This is a genomic window from Streptomyces sp. Xyl84, from assembly GCF_059731885.1.
Map to the genome: position 1 here is coordinate 6606535 of NZ_AP029182.1, position 18877 is coordinate 6625411.

The 18877-nt window shown below is 73.1% G+C and carries 16 protein-coding genes; 7 read left to right on the top strand and 9 right to left on the bottom strand.

What is annotated here, in order from left to right; all coding sequences use genetic code 11:
• Window positions 1-49 precede the first annotated feature (49 nt).
• The 3 genes from AC6I72_RS28805 to AC6I72_RS28815 all read left to right on the top strand — a co-directional run bounded on the left by AC6I72_RS28805 (window position 50) and on the right by AC6I72_RS28815 (window position 3060).
• Window positions 50-1267, top strand: coding sequence for an FAD-dependent monooxygenase (locus tag AC6I72_RS28805; RefSeq protein ID WP_498004050.1), 1218 nt, complete (start codon window positions 50-52; stop codon window positions 1265-1267).
• Between the two features lie 151 nt (window positions 1268-1418).
• Window positions 1419-2402, top strand: coding sequence for an aldo/keto reductase (locus tag AC6I72_RS28810; RefSeq protein WP_498004051.1), 984 nt, complete (start codon window positions 1419-1421; stop codon window positions 2400-2402).
• 157 nt (window positions 2403-2559) lie between these two features.
• A complete protein-coding gene (locus AC6I72_RS28815; RefSeq protein WP_037853896.1) occupies window positions 2560-3060 on the top strand; it encodes a DUF6328 family protein in 501 nt (166 codons plus the stop codon).
• A gap of 45 nt (window positions 3061-3105) precedes the next feature.
• Here AC6I72_RS28815 and AC6I72_RS28820 read toward each other — a convergent pair whose 3' ends face one another.
• The 4 genes from AC6I72_RS28820 to AC6I72_RS28835 form a co-directional block, all read right to left on the bottom strand.
• The gene (locus AC6I72_RS28820; protein WP_498004052.1) at window positions 3106-4077 is read right to left on the bottom strand and encodes an LLM class F420-dependent oxidoreductase; all 972 of its coding nucleotides are present in this window, start codon (window positions 4075-4077) and stop codon (window positions 3106-3108) included.
• 41 nt (window positions 4078-4118) lie between these two features.
• On the bottom strand, window positions 4119-5078 hold the full coding sequence (locus AC6I72_RS28825) for a threonine/serine dehydratase family protein (RefSeq protein WP_498004053.1): 960 nt from the start codon (window positions 5076-5078) through the stop codon (window positions 4119-4121).
• A 140-nt stretch (window positions 5079-5218) separates the two neighbouring features.
• The gene (locus AC6I72_RS28830) at window positions 5219-5896 is read right to left on the bottom strand and encodes an AIM24 family protein (protein ID WP_498004054.1); all 678 of its coding nucleotides are present in this window, start codon (window positions 5894-5896) and stop codon (window positions 5219-5221) included.
• 51 nt (window positions 5897-5947) lie between these two features.
• Window positions 5948-7192: a serine hydrolase domain-containing protein gene (locus tag AC6I72_RS28835; protein WP_498004055.1), complete on the bottom strand. Its 1245-nt coding sequence runs from the start codon at window positions 7190-7192 to the stop codon at window positions 5948-5950.
• 325 nt (window positions 7193-7517) lie between these two features.
• Between AC6I72_RS28835 and AC6I72_RS28840 the strand changes: the two genes are divergently transcribed.
• Window positions 7518-9317 carry a M4 family metallopeptidase gene (locus AC6I72_RS28840; protein ID WP_498004056.1) on the top strand — a complete coding sequence of 600 codons (1800 nt, stop codon included), beginning with the start codon at window positions 7518-7520 and terminating at the stop codon, window positions 9315-9317.
• Between the two features lie 67 nt (window positions 9318-9384).
• Here the strand turns inward: AC6I72_RS28840 and AC6I72_RS28845 are convergent, their stop codons facing one another.
• Genes AC6I72_RS28845 through AC6I72_RS28855 form a run of 3 tightly spaced genes read right to left on the bottom strand, consistent with a single transcriptional unit; the run spans window position 9385 to window position 12892 of the window.
• The gene (locus AC6I72_RS28845) at window positions 9385-9747 is read right to left on the bottom strand and encodes a UBP-type zinc finger domain-containing protein (RefSeq protein WP_498004057.1); all 363 of its coding nucleotides are present in this window, start codon (window positions 9745-9747) and stop codon (window positions 9385-9387) included.
• Entirely contained in the window at window positions 9744-11219 is a 1476-nt protein-coding gene (locus AC6I72_RS28850) for an ATP-binding protein (protein ID WP_498004058.1), read from the bottom strand. The genes AC6I72_RS28845 and AC6I72_RS28850 overlap by 4 nt, the downstream gene beginning before the upstream one ends.
• Window positions 11216-12892 carry an NAD(P)/FAD-dependent oxidoreductase gene (locus AC6I72_RS28855; RefSeq protein ID WP_498004059.1) on the bottom strand — a complete coding sequence of 559 codons (1677 nt, stop codon included), beginning with the start codon at window positions 12890-12892 and terminating at the stop codon, window positions 11216-11218. The genes AC6I72_RS28850 and AC6I72_RS28855 overlap by 4 nt, the downstream gene beginning before the upstream one ends.
• Window positions 12893-13142: 250 nt before the next feature.
• On the opposite strand from AC6I72_RS28855, the gene AC6I72_RS28860 reads away from it, so the two are divergent.
• Window positions 13143-14015 carry a universal stress protein gene (locus tag AC6I72_RS28860; protein WP_498004060.1) on the top strand — a complete coding sequence of 291 codons (873 nt, stop codon included), beginning with the start codon at window positions 13143-13145 and terminating at the stop codon, window positions 14013-14015.
• Window positions 14016-14031: 16 nt separating this feature from the next.
• Here the strand turns inward: AC6I72_RS28860 and AC6I72_RS28865 are convergent, their stop codons facing one another.
• Together AC6I72_RS28865 and AC6I72_RS28870 are read right to left on the bottom strand one after the other, a co-directional pair.
• On the bottom strand, window positions 14032-15267 hold the full coding sequence (locus AC6I72_RS28865; RefSeq protein WP_498004061.1) for a DUF4032 domain-containing protein: 1236 nt from the start codon (window positions 15265-15267) through the stop codon (window positions 14032-14034).
• A 225-nt stretch (window positions 15268-15492) separates the two neighbouring features.
• The gene (locus AC6I72_RS28870) at window positions 15493-16239 is read right to left on the bottom strand and encodes an MBL fold metallo-hydrolase (protein ID WP_498004062.1); all 747 of its coding nucleotides are present in this window, start codon (window positions 16237-16239) and stop codon (window positions 15493-15495) included.
• A 231-nt stretch (window positions 16240-16470) separates the two neighbouring features.
• Between AC6I72_RS28870 and AC6I72_RS28875 the strand changes: the two genes are divergently transcribed.
• The gene (locus AC6I72_RS28875) at window positions 16471-17124 is read left to right on the top strand and encodes a TetR/AcrR family transcriptional regulator (RefSeq protein ID WP_498004063.1); all 654 of its coding nucleotides are present in this window, start codon (window positions 16471-16473) and stop codon (window positions 17122-17124) included.
• 17 nt (window positions 17125-17141) lie between these two features.
• Window positions 17142-18815: an FAD-binding dehydrogenase gene (locus tag AC6I72_RS28880; protein WP_498004064.1), complete on the top strand. Its 1674-nt coding sequence runs from the start codon at window positions 17142-17144 to the stop codon at window positions 18813-18815.
• Window positions 18816-18877: the final 62 nt, after the last annotated feature.

An 18877-nucleotide genomic window follows, 5' to 3' on the forward strand; every position in this document is an offset into this window, starting at 1 on the left:
TTACCCTTCGTTGCCCATCGACCGCTCTGTGTAGTCATCAGGGGTGTGCGTGAAGGTCGTCTGCGCCGGCGGCGGGCCCGCGGGCCTGTACCTCTCCATCCTGCTCAAGCGGCAGGACCCGTCCCACGACATCACCGTCCACGAGCGCAGCCCCGAGGGCTCGACCTACGGCTGGGGCGTCACGTACTGGCAGGGACTGCTCGACCTGCTGCACGCCCACGACCCCGAGTCGGCCGCCGCCGTCGAAGCGCACTCCGTGCGGTGGCGCGACGGAGTGGCCCACGTCGGGGAGCTGACGGCCCGCCACCGAGGGGACCAGGGCTTCGGCATCGGCCGGCACCGGCTCCTGGAGATCCTCGCCGACCGGGCCCGCGCACTGGGCGTACGGGTGGAGTACGAGAGCGAGGTCGCCGCCGACGACCTGCCGGCCGCCGATCTGGTGGTGGCCGCCGACGGCGTGCACAGCGCGCTGCGCACCCGGCACGCCGCGCACTTCGGGACCCGGGTCCACCTCGGCCGCAACCGCTACCTCTGGCTCGGCACCACCAAGGTCTTCGACGCCTTCACCTTCGCCTTCGTCGAGACGGCGCACGGCTGGATCTGGTGCTACGGCTACGCCTACGGCGGCGGGCACAGCACCTGCGTCGTCGAGTGCTCGCCGCAGACCTTCACCGGCCTCGGGCTCGACCGGCTCGACGAGGCGGACGCACTGGCCCTGCTGGAGACCCTCTTCGCCGGTGTGCTCGACGGGCACCGGCTCATCGGCCGCGCCGCGGGCGCGGGCGGCGCCCCCTGGCCCACCTTCCGCACCCTGACGAACCGCACCTGGTCCCGCGACCGCCTCGTGCTGCTCGGCGACGCCGCCCACACCACGCACTACTCGGTCGGCGCCGGCACCACCCTCGCCCTGGAGGACGCGATCTGCCTGGCCGGCGCCCTGCGCGCGCACCCCCTGCGCCCGGCCCTCGCCGCCTACGAGCGCGAACGACGCTCGGCCCTGCTGTCCGTGCAGAGCGCGGCCCGGCACAGCGCCCAGTGGTACGAGAACCTGCCCCGCTACATCCACCTGCCCCCGCACCGGATGTTCGCGCTGCTCGGCCAGCGCCACTCACCGCTGCTGCCCTACGTCCCCCCGCAGGTGTACTACGGGATCGACAAGGCGGCCGGCCGGCTGACCGCGGTGCGGCGGCTGAAGAGGTGGCTCGGACCGAAGGTCGCGCGCACGGTGCAGGCCCGCGCGCTGGAACGCGCGCGGGAGCGCCCGTAGAAGCGCTCCCGGATCCGCTGACCCGCCGAGCACGGGCGCGGTGGGGCCGGTCGCGGGGAACGGCCGGGCCGCAGGCCCCGCAGGGGCGCCGTCCGTTCGCGCGGGCCGCTCGAACGCCGTCCCGGCGGGCGGCGGGTGACAGACTGACGGCATGAACGAACGTGAATTCGGCAGGTCCCACCAGCACGCGTCGGTCGTCGGCCTCGGCACCTGGCAGCTGGGCGCCGACTGGGGCGACGTCGACGACAAGGAGGCCCTCGCCGTCCTGGAGGCCGCCGCCGAGGCCGGGGTGACCTTCTTCGACACCGCCGACGTCTACGGCGACGGGCGCAGCGAGCAGACCATCGCCGCCTTCCTCGCCGGGCGCCCCGACCTCCACGTCCTGGTCGCGACCAAGATGGGCCGGCGCGTCGAGCAGATCCCCCAGAACTACGTCCTGGACAACTTCCGCGCCTGGAACGACCGCTCCCGCCGCAACCTCGGCGTCGACCGCATCGACCTGGTGCAGCTGCACTGCCCGCCCACGCCCGTGTACTCCGCCGACGAGGTCTTCGACGCGCTCGACACCCTCGTCGAGGAGGAGCGGATCGCCGCGTACGGCGTCAGCGTGGAGACCTGCGCCGAGGCGCTGACCGCCATCGCCCGGCCGAACGTGGCCAGTGTGCAGATCATCCTCAACCCGTTCCGCATGAAGCCGCTGCGCGAGGTGCTGCCCGCCGCGCGGGAGGCGGGCGTCGGCATCATCGCGCGCGTCCCGCTGGCCTCCGGCCTGCTGTCGGGCAAGTACACCAAGGACACCGTCTTCCCCGCCAACGACCACCGCACCTACAACCGGCACGGCGAGTCGTTCGACCAGGGCGAGACCTTCTCCGGCGTGGACTTCGCCACGGGCGTCGAGGCCGCCGCCGAGTTCGCCGCGCTCGCCCCCGAGGGCTGCACCCCGGCCCAGCTCGCCCTGCGCTGGATCATCCAGCAGCCCGGCGTCACCACGGTCATTCCCGGCGCCCGCTCCCCGGAGCAGGCCCGCGCCAACGCCGCCGTCGGCAAGCTGCCGCCGCTGCCCGAGGAGACCATGGCGGCCGTCCGCGACCTCTACGAGCGGCGGATCAAGGACCAGGTGGAGGCCCGCTGGTAGGAACGCCGCCCGCCGGCGGACCGCCGCAGGAGGTCCGCCCTGCCGTGCGCGCCCGGCCCGCCGGACGCGCACGGCAGGTTTTCCGCCTCCCTGGGAACACGCCCAGGCACACGGCCGGCCCGTCGGGGGCGGGGCCAGGGGCAGGAGAGGCGGAGTGATGGCGACGGAGCGGGCGGCGGAGGACCGGCGGCGCCGGGGGCGCGACGAGACCGAGGAGGAGCGGGCCGACCGCATGTGGGTCGAGCTGATCCAGGAGGTGCGGGTCGCCCAGACGGGGGTGCAGATCCTCTTCGGTTTCCTGCTCACCGTGGTCTTCCAGCCCAAGTACGCGACCCTCGCCCCCGCCGACCGGACCATCTACATCGTGACGGTCGTCCTGGGCGCCGCCGCGACCGGCGCGCTGATCGGCCCCGTCTCCCTGCACCGCCTGGTCTCCGGCCGCCGGGTCAAACCCCAGGCGGTCCGCTGGGCGTCCAGGATGACCTTCGTCGGACTGATCCTCCTGCTGGCCACCATGACCGCCTCGCTGCTGCTGATCCTCCGAGTGGCCACGCACGACGGGTTCGTCCCCTGGCTGGTCGCGCCGGTCGTCGCCTGGTACCTGCTGTGCTGGTTCGTGCTGCCCCTGTGGGCCAGGCGCCGCCACACCTCCCGGTGAGCGCCGGCCGGGGCGGCCCGCACCGACGTCCCGGTGAGGGCAGGTTCAGCCGAAGGCGTCCCGCAGAGCCGGCAGCAGGCTCTTCGCCGACCAGTCCAGGAACGGCTCCTGCGCCTCACCGCCGATCTGGACCAGCGCGACCTCCGTGAACCCGGCCTCGGCGTAGGGGCGTACGGCCTCCACGAACGCCTCCGGATCGTCGCCGCAGGGAATCGACTCGGCGACGTCGTCCGGGGTGACGAACTGGGTGGCCGCCTCGAACGAGTCCGGGTGCGGCAGCTCGGAGTTGACCTTCCAGCCGCTGCCGAACCAGCGGAACTGCTCGTGCGCACGGCCGATCGCCGCGTCCCGGTCGGTGTCGTAGCACACCGGCAACTGGCCCACCCGGGGCTTGCCCTCGCCGCCGTGCCGGTCGAAGGCCTCCAGCAGCCCGGGCTTCGGTTCGGTGGCGATGACGAGGTCGGCGAGGTGCCCGGCGAGCCGGCAGGACTGCTCGCCGGAGACCGCGATGCCGATCGGCGGCGGCTCGTCGGGCAGGTCCCACAGCCGGGCCGACTCCACGTCGAAGTGGGCGCCGTGCCGGGTGACGTGGCCGCCCTCGAACAGCGCCCGGATGATCTCGACGGCCTCCTCAAGGCGCTCGTGGCGCACGTCCACCGACGGCCATCCGCCGCCCACGACGTGCTCGTTGAGGTTCTCGCCCGAGCCGAGCCCCAGCCGGAACCTGCCCTGGGCCAGCAACTGCACCGTCGCGGCCTTCTGCGCCACGACCGCCGGGTGGTAGCGGAAGCTCGGGCAGGTCACGTACGTCATCAGCGGGATGCGGGAGGTGGCCTGCGCCGCCGCTCCCAGCACACTCCACGCGTACGGTGCGTGACCCTGCGCACGCAGCCACGGGAAGTAGTGGTCCGAGACGACCGAGAAGTCGAAGCCGACCTCCTCGGCCCGTACGACGTGGTCCACCAGCTCACGTGGACCGGCCTGCTCGGTCATCATCGTGTATCCGATTTGCACCATGACGGCCGAGTCCCCGGCCGGCGCCCCGGGAAACGGCCCTGTCAGCGCAGCCCGAACCGTCGCGCCCAGTCCAGGACGTCGGTGAGCGCCGCGTTGCCGCCGCACACGACGAGCCCCAGCCGGGCGCCGGGGCCGACCCGGTCGAGCACCTGCCGGGCGGCCGGCAGCAGACAGCCCGCGGCGGGCTCCGTCCACACCTTGGCGTGCTCGGCGAGGTCGAGCACACCCTGGACGGCCGCCCGGTCCGGCACCACGAGCACCTCTTCGACCAGGGCCCGGGCGTGCTCGTACGTCAGCTGCGACACCGCCGGGGCGCTCAGCGTCGTGACGACCGAGGAGAGGGGGACCGGCACCGGGCCGCCCGCCGCCAGCGCCTGCGACATGGCCTGCGCGCCCTCGGTCTCCACACCCCAGATCCGTACACCCGGGCGGAGCGCGCGCAGCGCCGCGGCGACGCCCGCGATCAGCCCGCCGCCACCGACGCTGACGAGCACGTCCGTGAGCGGACCGGCGTCCTCGGCGAACTCCAGCCCCACCGTGCCCTGCCCGGCGATGACGACCGGGTCGTCGAAGGGATGGACGAGGGTGAGCCCCTCGTCCCGCAGCCGCGCCGCCGTCGCGAACGCCTCGTCCATCCCGTCGGTCAGCCGCAGCGAGGCTCCGGCCTCCTCCGCGATCCGCAGCGACCGGGCCGGTGCCGAGCGCGGCATGACCACCGTCGCCTTCACATCGAGGGCGGCGGCCATCACCGCGAGCGCGATCCCGTGGTTGCCGCCGCTCACGGCGACCACGCCCGCCGCCCGCTCGGCCTCGCCGAGCGAGAGCAGCTTCGCCGTCGCACCGCGCGCCTTGAAGGAACCGGTGCGCTGCAGCAGTTCCAGCTTCGCGGTCACCGGTGCACCGAGCAGCGCGGACAGGCCCGGGCTCGGCACGGTCGGCGTGCGCACGACGTGACCGGCGATCCGCTCGGCCGTGGTTTCGATGTGCGTGATGCCGATCAAGGCGGTCCGTCCTTCCGGCGCGGGGCGGGGATCCGTGCCACCTCCGACCCTCACCCGAGCGGGCACCGCGGGTCAACCGGTGTCCGGTGGCCTGCTGCCGGTGCTGCCGGTGCTGCCGGGCCGTACCGGCGGTCGGCCGCTCAGTGCTGCTGGGCCTTCTGCGGGGTCGCCTCGCTGGGACGGACGATGACGTGGCCCTCGCCCTGGAGCATCAGCTGCACGGCCTCGCCCGAGCCGCCGCGCAGCATCGACCCGATGGACTGCGAGCGGTGCAGCGAGGTGTGGAGGCGGGCGGTCCAGCCGACCACGGCGTCCGTGTCGACGTAGACCGGCTGCTGGGGTGTGACGGGTATGACGAGCGGGTTGCCCTCGCACGCCAGGCCCAGCCGGCCCTGGCCGGTGAACACGCTGTTGAACAGCCCGCCCCCGGCGATGCCCGACCCCTTGACCGTCTTGATCTCGTACGACAGCGAGGAGTCGAAGCACAGCACGTTGCGCCCGTTGACGGTGAACTCGTCGCCGGGGTCGATCTGGATGATGAAGCAGTTCTGCGCCTCGTGCGCGAACCAGGCCTCGCCCTGCCCGCGCACCGACATCAGCGCCAGACCCTCCCCGGTGACCGCGCGCTTGAGCATGCCGCCCACGCCCTGGCCCTTGCGCTCGAACTGGAGGCTGCCGCGCCAGGCCACCATGGCGCCCTGGCGCGCCAGCATCTCGCCGTTCACCACGTAGCGGACGCACTTGGCGTTCTCGACGTACATGCCCGGTGCGGTCGCGGGCCGCACCACGTGCTCACTGGAAAAGAGATCACCCTTCATGGGGGCATCCTGGCCCGGAGCCGGTCGTTCCGCCAAGATCGGCGGACGGACTCACCCGGTGCGCTCGTGCGCCGAGCCCGCGCGCGGACGCGGGGCGGCGCCGCGCGCCGGGGCCTGCTTGCCGCAGAACGCGGCCTCCAGGGTGCGCAGCATCGTCCCGTGCACCGCGTCGTTGTTGGAGGTGGTGGCGACCGCGGCGTAACTGCGCAGCCCGTCCTTGCTCGCGAACGCGTAGGTGGAGAAGCCCTGGACCGTCCCGGTGTGGCCGTACACGGAGATGCCGCAGGACAGGTCGCGCCGGCGCAGTCCGAGACCGTAGGCCTGACCGGTGCCGGCCGGCATCCAGCGTTCCATCTCGGCCAGCTGGGCGGCGGGCAGCAGCCGGCCGCCGAGCAGTGCGGACAGGAAGGTGTCCAGGTCGCGGGTGGAGGAGATGAGCGCGCCCGCGCTCTGCGCCCACGACGCCGTCTGGTCGGTGGCGTCCACCAGCGCGCCCTTGGCGTCGTCGGGGGTGAGATAGCCGTGCGCGTGGCGGCCGGGGATCTGCGTGTCGGGGTGGACGTAGAAGGTGTCGGTCAGCTTGAGCGGCTTGATGATGCGGTTCTCGTACTCGGTGCGCACCGGATGGCCGGTCAGCTTCTCGACGAGCAGGCCGGCGACCACGAAGTTGGTGTTGGAGTAGGCGTAGGCGGCGCCGGGCGCGTTCGTGCGCGGGTGGCGCAGGGACTCGGCCAGCAGCTCGCGGTAGGTGAAGACCTTGGTGCGCACGGCCTCGAAGCCGGGGACCGTGCGGGCGAACATGTCGGCGGTGTAGTCGTACAGGCCGCTGCGGTGGCTCAGCAGGTGCCGCACGGTGATCCGTTCGTCGGGCAGCAGCCCGGGCAGGTAGTGGTCGACGGAGGTGTCGAGCCGCAGCCGGCCCTCCGCCGCCAGTTGCAGCAGGACGACCGTGGTGAAGGTCTTGGTGACGCTGCCGATGCGGAAGCGGTCGGCGGTGTCCATCGCGCGCGCGTCGGTGCGGTCGGCGGTCCCCTCGGTGGCCTGGTGGACCGTGGGGTGGTCGTCGTAGGACGCGCGGTGGTCCTCGACGCGCGCCGTCGCGCCGGGCGCCCCCTCGCTGAGCGCGGTGCGCAGCAGGGCATCCAGCGCCACGGTGTCCGGGGCGGGCAGCGCGGCGGACGCACGGGCCGCCGCGGCGGGCGCCGGGCGGCCGGCCGCCGCGTGCGCGGGTCCTGCGAGCAGGGTCAGTACCAGCGATCCGAGCACCGCGCTCGTGCCCCTCGTGCGTGAGGCCATACGATTCCGCTCCCGTCTTCGTCGCCGCGTGGTCCGTTGCGAGATTGATCACATCCGGGCAACGCAACCATCTCGTATCGCGTCACATCTCCAGGAACGACACACAGTTGGTCACTCGCTGATCACTCCTTGATCACCGAGCGGGACTGAATTGGCAAAGGATTGCCCTGGGCGGCACGGAATGGATCATTCGTGCTTTACATGTGCATGTCCTGCCCACAAGGGTTTCTTCCCGGGGCCCGACCAGCCCTCATGGCGCAACCGCGTCATGCGTCGGGGCGGTTGGTGATCCCGGCCGCCTTCACCAACGAAGGAACCCTCAAGAGTGCACAGACCCCACATACGCAACGTGGCGGTCGTCGTCGCCGCGACGACGGCCGTCACGGGCCTGGCCGGCCCGGCACTGGCCGCCCCCGCCAAGGGGCCGGACCGCACGGTGTCGGCCGTCCGCACCTCCACCGCCTCGGTGGTGGGTGCCGCCCGCGCCGCCGCCTTCGCCCACGCGTCGGCGACCGGCGTCGTCCAGGGGGACGAACTGCGCGCCCAGGACGTGATGGTCGACCCCGAGGGCGCCCGTCACGTCCGGTTCATCCGCACCCACCAGGGCATGCCGGTGCTCGGTGGCGACCTCGTCGTCCACCTCGACCGCAAGCTCGCGTACACCGGCGTCACCCGGGCCGCCGACCGGACCGTCAGGCCCGCCACCACGCGGGCCGAGGTGACGCCCGCGCAGGCCGCCGCCAAGGCCGCCGCCGTGGCCGAGGGCGACGCGGGCAACGCCCAGCTCGTGGTGGACGCCCGCGGCGGCGCCTCGGCGCTCGCCTACCAGGTGCGGGTCACCGGCAGCGCCACCACCGAGGGGGCCCGCTCCCGGACGGTCGTCATCGACGCCGTCACCGGCAAGGTGCGCAGCAACACACCCGACAGCGACGAGTTCCTGTCGCCGAAGCTGCTCGCCACCCTGACCCGCCAGGGCGGAACCCTGCCGTCGCGGGGCAGCGTCCCGCCGGCCGGCTCGCTCGGCACGATCAGCGGCACCTCCGCCTCCTCCGGGCGCTACCCGCGCACCACCGCGGGCAGCGGCGCGTCCCTGTTCGTCGGCCCGGTCTCCCTGACCACCACGCAGACGGCCCGGACCGGCTTCGTGCTGACCGACCCCACGCGCTACGGCACCGAGACCCGCGACGCCAGGAACCGGCTGCAGGAGAACTTCGCGCGCGGCACGAAGATCACCAGCACGAACAACAGGTGGGGCAACGGCAGCGTCTCCAACCGCGTCACCGCCGCCGTCGACGCCCAGTACGGCATCAGCAAGACGCTGGACTTCTACAAGAAGACCTTCGGGCGCAAGGGCATCGAGAACAACTCCAAGGGCGCCAAGGCCATGGTGCACTTCGGCAACGGGATCGCGAACGCGTTCTGGGACCCGACGTGCGACTGCATGCTGTACGGCGACGGCGACGGCGACATGTTCAAGAAGCCGCTCGTCGCCCTCGACGTCACCGGCCACGAACTGACCCACGGCGTGGTGGACTCCACCGCACGGCTGGAGCCCACCCGCGTGGACGCCGCCGGCAACCAGTACGGCGAACCGGGGTCGCTGAACGAGTCGCTCGCCGACATCTTCGGCTCCAGCGTCGAGTTCTTCGCCAACAACCCGAAGAACCCGCCGAACTACCTCCTCGGCGAGAAGCTGGGCCTCGCGCAGAAGTTCCTGCGCCGGCTCGACCACCCCTCCCTCGACCAGCTCGAAGGCGCGATCGACTACTGGTCGCCGCAGGTGTACTACACCGAGGTGCACGCCGGTTCCGGTGTCTCCTCGCACGCGTACTACCTGCTCGCCGAGGGCAGCGGCCGCAAGACGATCGGCGGTGTCGCCTACGACTCGCCGACCTACGGCGGACTGTCGGTGCAGGGCATCGGCCGGGCCAAGGCCACCGCGATCTTCTACCGGGCGCTGACCCGCTACATGGTCTCCACGACCGACTTCCACGACGCGCGTGTCGCGACGCTGCAGGCGGCCAAGGACCTCTACGGAGCGGACAGCACCGAGTACCGCACGGTGGACACGGCCTGGGCGGCGGTCAACGTCACCGCCGCCAACACCCCGGCGGCCCGTCCCTGACGGACCACCGGAGACGGCCTGGATGCCCCGCCCCCGGCGGGGCATCCTCGTTCCGTCAGGACCCCGCTCAGCGCAGGGTCCGGGCCCAGTCGTGCGGGACCCGGCCCGCCGGGCCCGGCACCGGCTGGTCGTCCGGGTGGGCCGCCGGGGGCGCGAGCCGCGGACCGGAGTCGTACAGCTCCTGGGTCGCGAAGTTCCAGAACCACTCCTCGCCCGGCTCGAAGCTGCGGATCACCGGATGCCCGCTGGCCCGGTAATGGGCGTCGGCGTGCCTGCCGGGGGAGTCGTCGCAGCAGCCGACGTGCCCGCACAGCGCACAGCGCCGCAGGTGGAACCACCAGCCGCCGGACGCGTCGCACTCGGCACAGCCCGCACCGCTGGGCGGTACGGCCGGGTCGACGAACGTGTCCTCGGAACCGCCGCTGCTCATGCCTTCTCCTCGGGGAGGGAACTCAATGCCGTGCCGTCGCCGTCCGCGGCGGTCAGCGGCAGCAGGACCTGGAAGCGCGTGTCGCCCGGCACCGACTCCACGGCGAGGCTGCCGTGGTGCTTGTTGACCACGATCCGCCAGGAGATGTCCAGCCCGAGGCCGGTGCCCTGGCCGACGGGCTTGGTGGTGAAGAACGGGTCGAAGATGCGGCCGCGGATCTCCGGCGGCACCCCCGGCCCGGTGTCGCGGAACTCCACCAGCAGCCGGTCGCCGTGCAGCGCCGTCCGCACGGTGAGCGTGCCCTCGCCGCCCGCGCCGTCCATGGCCGAGACGGCGTTGTCGATCAGGTTGGTCCACACCTGGTTCAGCTCGGCCGGATAGGCCGGGATCCGCGGCAGCGTCCGGTCGTAGTCCTTGACGACCTTGATCCGCGGCCCCGTCTTGCCCGACAGCATCAGCAGCGTGCTGTCGAGGAGTTCGTGCACGTCGGCGATCTGGTACGGCGCCCGGTCCAGCTGCGAGTACTGCTTGGCGGCGTCGACGAGCCGGGAGACGCGGGCGGTGGAGTCCGCGATCTCGTCCATCAGCAGCTCGGTCTCCACCGTGTAGTTGAGCCACCCCACCGCCCCCGGCAGGATGTCCTCGCCGACCACCGCCGCCACCTGCTCCAGCCAGTCGACGTCCAGCCCCGCCTGCACGAACGTGGGCGCGAGCTGCCAGCCGTTGCGCACGCCGTGGTCGTCCAGCCAGTCGGTGAGCGCGTCCTCGCGGTCGGCGGCCTCCAACGGGCTGAGCGCCACGGCCTTGCCCACCTGCTCGGCCGTCCGCTCCTGGATGTCGATGAGGTCCGCCAACTGCTCCCGGGTGAAAGGACCCTCGGCGACGACCGCCAGCTTGTGGCGCATCTTCGCCACCCGCTCGCGCAGCGTCTCCGTCGCCCGCACGGCAGCCGCCGCCGGGTTGTTCAGCTCGTGCGTCAGCCCGGCGGACAACGAGCCGAGCGCCAGCAGCCGTTCCCGCTGGCCGATGGCCGCCTGGGTGTTCTTCGAACCGAAGAACAGCCCTTCCAGCAGGTGCACCGCCATCGGGAACCACTCCTGCATGATGCTCGCGAACGTGTCCGCGGGCAGCACGAAGAACCGCGTCGGCTCCGTGACACGCATCGAGTTGGTGTACACCTGCCGCACCCGGTCGCCGATGTACGCCTGCATCGCGCCCGTGTACACCCCGCGCTGCGAGGTGCGGGCGACCTCCACGTCGTCGTCCCCGACCCGGCGCGAGAGCACCACCGTGCCCTCGATCATCACGTAGAAGCAGGTGGCCGGATCACCCTCCGTGTACACCGGGCCCGGCTCGAACCGCTCCACCCGGCCGTCGCTGCACAGCCGGCCCAGCTGCTCGTCCGACAGCTTCTCGAACAGGAACAGCGAACCGATCTCCCTGGGGCTGCAGGGCATCACCCGCCCGCTCACGACTGCTCCAGGTAGCGGTGGACCAGCATCACGGCCATGGCTCCCTCTCCGACCGCCGACGCGACCCGCTTGGCGGACTGGGCCCGGGCGTCGCCCGCCACGAACACCCCGGGCACGTTGGTCTCCAGGTGGTACGGCGGGCGGTCCAGCTCCCAGCCGGCCGGCGGCCGTCCGTCCGCGGTCAGGTCCGGACCGGCCAGGATGAACCCGCGCTCGTCACGCAGCACCGTCCCGTCCAGCCAGTCGGTCAGCGGCGCGGCGCCGATGAACACGAACACCCACTGCGCGTCGACCCGTTCCTCGCGCCCGCTGCCCAGGTCGCGCAGGGTGAGCTGCTCCAGGCGGCCGGTGCCGTGCGCGGCCTCGACGACCGTGCCGGTGCGCACCGAGATGTTGGGCGACTCCTCGATCTGCTGGATGAGGTAGTGCGACATCGACGCCGACAGCGACGGGCCGCGCACCAGCAGCGTCACCGACTTCGCCCCCCGGGACAGGTACATCGCCGCCTGCCCGGCCGAGTTGGCGCCGCCCACGATGTACACGTCCTGCCCGTGGCAGGAGGGCGCCTCGGTCAGCGCCGAACCGTAGAACACGCCGCAGCCGGTCAGGTCGTCCGCCCCGGCCGCCGGGAGCTGCCGGTAGGAGACACCGGTCGCCAGGAGCACACTGTGCGCGGCGACCGCCGAACCGTCGGAGAACCGCACCGTGCGCGCCGCGCCGTTGACCTCCAGACCGGTCACCTCGCGCGCGGTGAGGATCTCCGCGCCGAACTTCGCGGCCTGCCGGCGCGCCCGGTCCGTCAACTGGGCACCGGAGACGCCGTCCGGGAAACCGAGGTAGTTCTCGATCCGCGAACTCTGCCCCGCCTGCCCGCCGGTCGCCGAACGCTCCACCAGGACCGTACGCAGCCCCTCGGAGGCCCCGTACACGGCCGCGCCCAGCCCGGCCGGGCCGCCGCCGATCACGACGAGGTCGTAGAAGTCGGCCGCCGGCGTGGTCGCCAGGCCCACGTGGGCGGCGAGCTGCGGGGCCTCCGGCTCGACCAGCGGGGTGCCGTCCGGGGTGACCACCAGCGGCAGCCGCTGCCCGTCCTGCCCGGCCGCCCGCAGCAGCCGCTGCCCCTCCGGCTCGTCGGAGGAGTACCAGCGGTAGGGCACCTGGTTGCGGGCCAGGAACTCGCGGATCTCCGAGGACCGCGCCGACCAGCGGTGCCCCACCACCTTCGTGCTCGGCACCGGCCGGTGGTCGCTGTGCCGCCACGCCTGGAGCAGGTCGTCCAGCACGGGGTACAGCTTCTCCTCGGGCGGGTCCCAGGGCTTGAGCAGGTAGTGGTCCAGGTCGACGACGTTGATGGCGTCGATCGCCGCCGTGGTGTCCGCGTACGCGGTCAGCAGCACCCGGCGCGCGCCCGGGTACACGTCCAGGGCCTGTTCCAGGAACTCGATGCCGTTCATGCGCGGCATGCGGTAGTCGGCCAGGATGACCGCGACGAGGTCGCCGCGCAGCTTCAGCTCGCGCAGCGCGTCCAGCGCGGACTCGCCGGACTCCGCCCGCACGATCCGGTACGACTCGCCGTAGCGCCGCCGAAGATCGCGGGCGACGGCACGGGAGACTCCCGGATCGTCGTCCACGGTCATGATGACGGTCCGCGCGGTTTCCGCGGCCTGTGTCATGTGTCTCCCACCCCGTGCGGTCGCGACGGGCGGCCCGGTGCCCCCGTCTTCGAGCCCACTTGCGCCCATCGTAGGTGCGTCCGTGGCCGTTCGCCCGGGCGAGCGCGGGACCCCGCCGCGCCGGGGGCCGTCCGTCCGCAGGTCACCGCCGCCCGCGCCCCGGCCGGTCAGGGCCGCATGGCAAGATCGTCCGGGGCGTGGGGAAGACTGGGACCGACCTACGGGCCCACGATCCAGGGAGGCGGACGGCATGACACGGCCGATCACGGCGGGTGTGGACGGATCGCAGGAGAGCCTCGCCGCACTGGCGTGGGCGGGGCGGGAGGCCGAGCGCCGCGGGCTGCCGCTGCGCGTCGTCCACGCCTGGCGCTTCGAGGTGTACGAGGCCTTCGGCCTGGGCGGCCGTGACGCGCAGCGGCAGCAGGCGCGCGAGGTGGTCGACCAGGCGGTCGCCGGCCTCACCGGCCGCCACCCCGGCCTGACGGTGACCACGCAGATCGTGGAGGACGGCGCCGCGGACGCGCTGACCGCCGCCGCCGCGGACGCCGAGGCGCTGGTGCTCGGCTCGCGCGGGCAGGGCGCCCTCGTCGGCTTCCTCGTCGGCTCCGTCGGACAGCAGGTGATCGCCGAGGCCGTACGGCCCGTCGTCCTGGTCCGGGCCGGGGACGAACCCGCCGCCGAGGCCGCGGGACGCGAGGTCGTCGTCGGCCAGCACGGCACCGCCGACGACAGCGCCGAGACCCTCCGGTTCGCCTTCGAGACGGCCGCCGCCCGCGGTGCCACGGTCCGGGCGGTCCGCGCCTGGACACTGCCGCCGGTCTTCGCCTACAGCCCCGGCTCGCTCAAGCTGCTCGACGAGGCCGGCGGCCTGGAACCGTACGAGAAGAAGGGCCTCGCCGAGGCGCTGCGGCCCTGGCGGGAGCGCTTCCCCGACGTGCCCGTCGTCGAGCACGTGGAGATGGGCAGCGCCGGCCAGGTGCTGCTGGCGGCGGCCGCGCACGCCCAGCTCGTGGTCGTGGGCCGCCGCGCCCGCCGCACCGCGGTCGGCGCCCGGATCGGCTCCGTCGCGCACGGCGTCCTGCACCACGCGGGGTGCCCGGTGGCCGTCGTCCCGCACGAGTGAGCCGGGACCCGGGCGCCTACTCGGGTGCGGTGGGCTCCAGCGTCGTGCGGGCCTTGGGCAGGACGTTCCTGACGTAGTCCTCGACCGCGGTGTCCAGGCCTATGTCGTGCTGCGCCCGCTCCGACAGGTACCAGCGGTGCTCCAGCAGCTCGTGGTAGATCTCCGCCGGGTCCATGGCGCCGCGCAGCTCGCGCGGCACCTCCCGCACGGTGGGCCGGAACACCTCCCGCACCCAGCGGTGCGCGAGGACCTCGGGCCGGGCGGAGAGCGGGTCGCCCGGGGCGTAGTCGTCCTGGGTGGCCATCCAGCTCTCCAGGTCGGTCAGCAGCCGCCGCGCCTGGTTCTCCTCAGTGTCCAGGCCGGTCAGCCGCAGCAGCTGCCGCTGGTGGTGGCCCGCGTCGACGACCTTGGGCACGAAGGTGACCGTGTCGCCGTTGGAGGAGTGCTCGATCTGCATCTCGGCGACGTCGAAGCCGAGGTCGTTGAGGCGGCGGATGCGGCGCTCGATGTAGTGGTACTTGCCCGCCGGGTACACGGAGGTGCGCGTCAGCTCCCGCCACAGTCCGTCGTAGCGGGCGCAGATCTCGGTGCCGAACTCGATCGGGTCCACGGAGGGGTGCAGCGCGCCCGAGGCCTCCAGGTCGAGCAGCTCGCCGCTGATGTTCACCCGGGCCAGGTCGAGGTCGTAGTCCCGCTGCCCGTCGCTGAGCCGCGGGTGCAGCTCACCGGTCTCGGCGTCGACGAGGTAGGCGGCGTAGGCGCCCGCGTCGCGCCGGAAGAGGGTGTTGGACAGCGAGCAGTCGCCCCAGGCGAACCCGGCCAGGTGCAGCCGCACCAGCAGCACGGCGAGGGCGTCCATCAGCCGGTGCATGGTGGCGGGCCGCAGGGTCGTCTCGAACATCGAGCGGTACGGCATCGAGCCGCCCAGGTGCCGGGTGATCAGCACCGGTTCCAGCGGCGCCCCGGCGCGGTCCGTGCGGCCGGTGACCACGGCGAGCGGGTCGACGGCGGGGATGGCGAGCCGGTCCAGGTCGCGCAGCAGCTCGTACTCGCGCAGCGCCGGGCGCTCGGCCAGCTCCTTGACGGCGACCACCTCGTCGCCGGCCCGGGCGTAGCGCACGACGTGCCGGGAGATGCCGCGGGGCAGCGGCACGAGGTACTCCTCGGGCCACTCCTCCAGCGGCGTCTCCCAGGGCAGTTCGAGCAGGAGCGCGGGGTGCTCCGGGTTGGTGGCGCTGATCTGCAAAGCCATGGCGGAAACTCTAGGTCCTGTCGTCGAGTGCCCGTCGTCCGGACGGCGGTCTGACGAGGCTCAGAGCTGCGAACAAAAGTGGGTTCCGGTCAGCGGGCGGTGTCCGGTGCGTGCGATCGCAAGGCGCCGGAAGGTCCTTGTAGCGGCGCTGTCAGGGCCTTCCGGCAACGCGGCGAGGGCGCGTGCCGGGCGCCGGCCGCCGGGGCCCACTTTTGTTCGCAGCTCTTAGAGCGCGTGTTCCCTGGCTCGTCGGGCGGCCAGGTCCACCGGGCCGCGGTGGACGGGGCCGTGGCCGGGCAGCAGCACGTCCGCTTCGAGTCCTTCGAGTATCTCCAGCGAGGCCAGGGCCCGGGCGCGCTCGTGGTGGAACATGTCGGGCAGCAGCTGGGGGCCGGTGATCCGTGAGGTGGGGTGGCCGCTCACCAGGGCGTCGCCGGAGATCACCACGCCGGCGTCGGGCAGGTGGAAGACCGTGTGGCCGCGGGTGTGGCCGGGTGTGTGCACGGGCACCGGCCGTCCGGGCAGGTCCAGCGGGCCCGCCACGGGGAACGGCTCGGGGGCGGCGACGGGCAGGTGCGCGGTGCCGCCGACGCGCAGCGAGTGCACCGCCCAGGGCAGCACCCCCGGCCGCCAGCCGTTGCGCAGCACCGTCCCGATGCTCACCTGGTGCAGGAACTCCCGCCGGGCGTGCGGGACTTCGTTCTCGTGGAGGAGGACCGGGGTGCCGTACGCGGCCCGGAGGTGCTCGGCTGAGCCCAGGTGGTCGTTGTGCGCGTGGGTGATCAGCACGGCCGCCACCGCCTCCGGTGAACCGCCCACCGCGGCCAGCGAGTCGAGCAGGTCCTGCCGGTCGCCCGGGTAGCCGGTGTCGACGAGGGTGACCGCGTCGCCCTCGGTGAGAATGACCCAGTTGGTGTTGCTGCCGTGCACCAGGTAGGTGCCGTCGGCCACTTGCCGCACGTCCGCCGTCATCGCTCTCCCCAAGCCGTGGATGGCCCCCGCGAGGGACAGCAAACCAGATGTGATCACCGGCCCGGCGACGGGGAACCCCGCGCGCCCGCGCCCGCCGGTGCCCGGGACGAGGGTTCCGGCGCCCGCGCCGCGCCTCGCCCGGTGCGGCGGCCGGCCGGGGCGGTGCGTCAGGCCTTTCGATACACCGGTGCATCGGATACATTCACGTATCGAGGACGAGGTGGCAGTGACATGACACAGCAATCGAGGCAGCCGGTGCCGGTGGCGCGGCCGGCCGCCACGAAACGCCGGGCGCGGACCCGCGCCAACCTCCTCCGGGCCGCGTTCGAGGTCTTCGCCGCCAAGGGTTTCGGACGCGTGTCGATCGAGGAGGTCTGCGAGGCCGCCGGGTACAGCCGCGGCGCCTTCTACTCCAACTTCACCACCCTGGACGAGCTGTTCTTCGCCCTCTACCGCGAGCGCGCCGAACTGATCGCCCGCCAGGTCTCCGGGGCGCTCGCCCTCGACGGACCGGACCTCGACGTGGCCGCCGCCGTGGACCGGGTCACCGACGTCCTCCTGCTCGACCTCGACTGGCTGCTCGTGAAGACGGACTTCCTGGTGCACGCGGCCCGCGACCCCGCCGTGGCGGACACCCTGCGCGAGCACCGGGCGCGGCTGCGCGGGGCGATCGCCGAACGGCTGGCCCGCGCCCACACCCGCACCCCGCTGCCCGCCGTCCTCGGCGGCGCGGACGGCGCCGCCCACGCGGTCGTCGCCGCCTACGACGGGGTCACCGTGCAACTGCTGCTGGACAAGGACGCCGACGCCGCCCGCGCCTGGCTGCGGCAACTGCTCACCGCACTGCTCACCGACGGCAGCGGCACCGCCGTACGCACCCACTGAGAAGGGAACGGGACACCATGGACGCGGACGTCATCGTCGTCGGAGCGGGCCTGGCCGGCCTGGTCGCCGCGCACGAACTGACCAGCCGGGGCCGCCGGGTCGCCCTCGTCGACCAGGAGAACGCCGCCGATCTCGGCGGCCAGGCGTACTGGTCGTTCGGCGGCCTGTTCCTCGTCGACTCGCCCCAGCAGCGGCGCCTGGGCGTCAAGGACTCCTTCGAACTCGCCTGGAACGACTGGCAGGGCAGCGCACAGTTCGACCGGGCGGACGACGAGGACGCCTGGGCGATGCGCTGGGCCCGCGCCTACGTCGAGTTCGCGGCCGGGGAGAAGCGGTCCTGGCTGGAAGGACACGGCATCACGCTGCTGCCCACCGTCGGCTGGGCCGAGCGCGGCGATCTCAGGGCCGACGGCCACGGCAACTCCGTACCCCGCTTCCACATCGCCTGGGGCACCGGCACGGGAGTCGTCGAGCCCTTCGTCCGGTACGCGATCGAGGCGGCCGGGAAAGGACTGCTCACCTTCCACCACCGGCACCGGGTGGACGAACTCGTCGTCGAGGGCGGCGCGGCGCGCGGCGTACGGGGCACGGTCCTCGCCCCGGACGACTCGCCCCGCGGCGTCGCCTCCAACCGCGAGGAGACGGGCCCGTTCGAACTCACCGCCCAGGCCGTGATCGTCAGCAGCGGCGGCATCGGCGCCGACCACGACATCGTCCGCCGGTACTGGCCCGAACGGCTCGGCACCCCGCCGGCCCGCATGGTCACGGGCGTCCCCGCCTACGTCGACGGCCGGATGCTCGACATCAGTGCCGCGGCCGGCGTACGCCTGGTCAACCGCGACCGCATGTGGCACTACACCGAGGGGGTGCGCAACTGGAACCCCGTCTGGCCCGGCCACGGCATCCGCATCCTGCCCGGACCGTCCTCGGTCTGGCTCGACGCGCTCGGCCGCCGGCTGCCCGACCCCTGCCTGCCCGGCTACGACACCCTGAGCACCCTGCGGCACCTGCGCACCACCGAGGACATCGCCGCCCACGACCACTCCTGGTTCGTGCTGACCCGCAGGATCATCGAGAAGGAGTTCGCGCTCTCGGGCTCCGAGCAGAACCCCGACATCACCGCCAAGGACCGCAAGGCCGTGCTGCGCGACCGGCTGCTCGGCAAGGGGGCGCCGGGGCCCGTGCGGGACTTCGTGCGGCACGGCGCGGACTTCGTCGTCGCCGACACCGTCGAAGAACTCGTGGGCAAGATGAACCGGCTCACCGACCGGCCGCTGCTCGACCCCGCCGAGGTGCGCCGCCAGATCACCGCCCGCGACCTCCAGATGGCCAATCCGTACAGCAAGGATGCCCAGGTCCAGGGCATCCGCAACGCCCGCCGCTACATCGGTGACCGCCTCGGCCGGGTCGCCGTCCCGCACCGCATCCTCGACCCCGCGGCCGGGCCGCTGATCGGCGTCAAGCTGCACATCCTCACCCGCAAGACCCTCGGCGGCATCCAGACCGACCTCGACTCCCGCGCGCTCGGCCCCGACGGGCAGCCCGTCGAGGGCCTGTACGCGGCGGGCGAGGTCGCCGGGTTCGGCGGGGGCGGCGTCCACGGCTACAACGCGCTGGAGGGCACCTTCCTCGGCGGCTGCCTCTTCTCGGGCCGCGCGGCCGGCCGTGCCGCGGCCGGACAGGTCGTCTGAACGGGGGGCGGTCCGGCGGATCGTCTGGACGGGGGCCGGTCCGCCGGATCGGCCGAACCGGG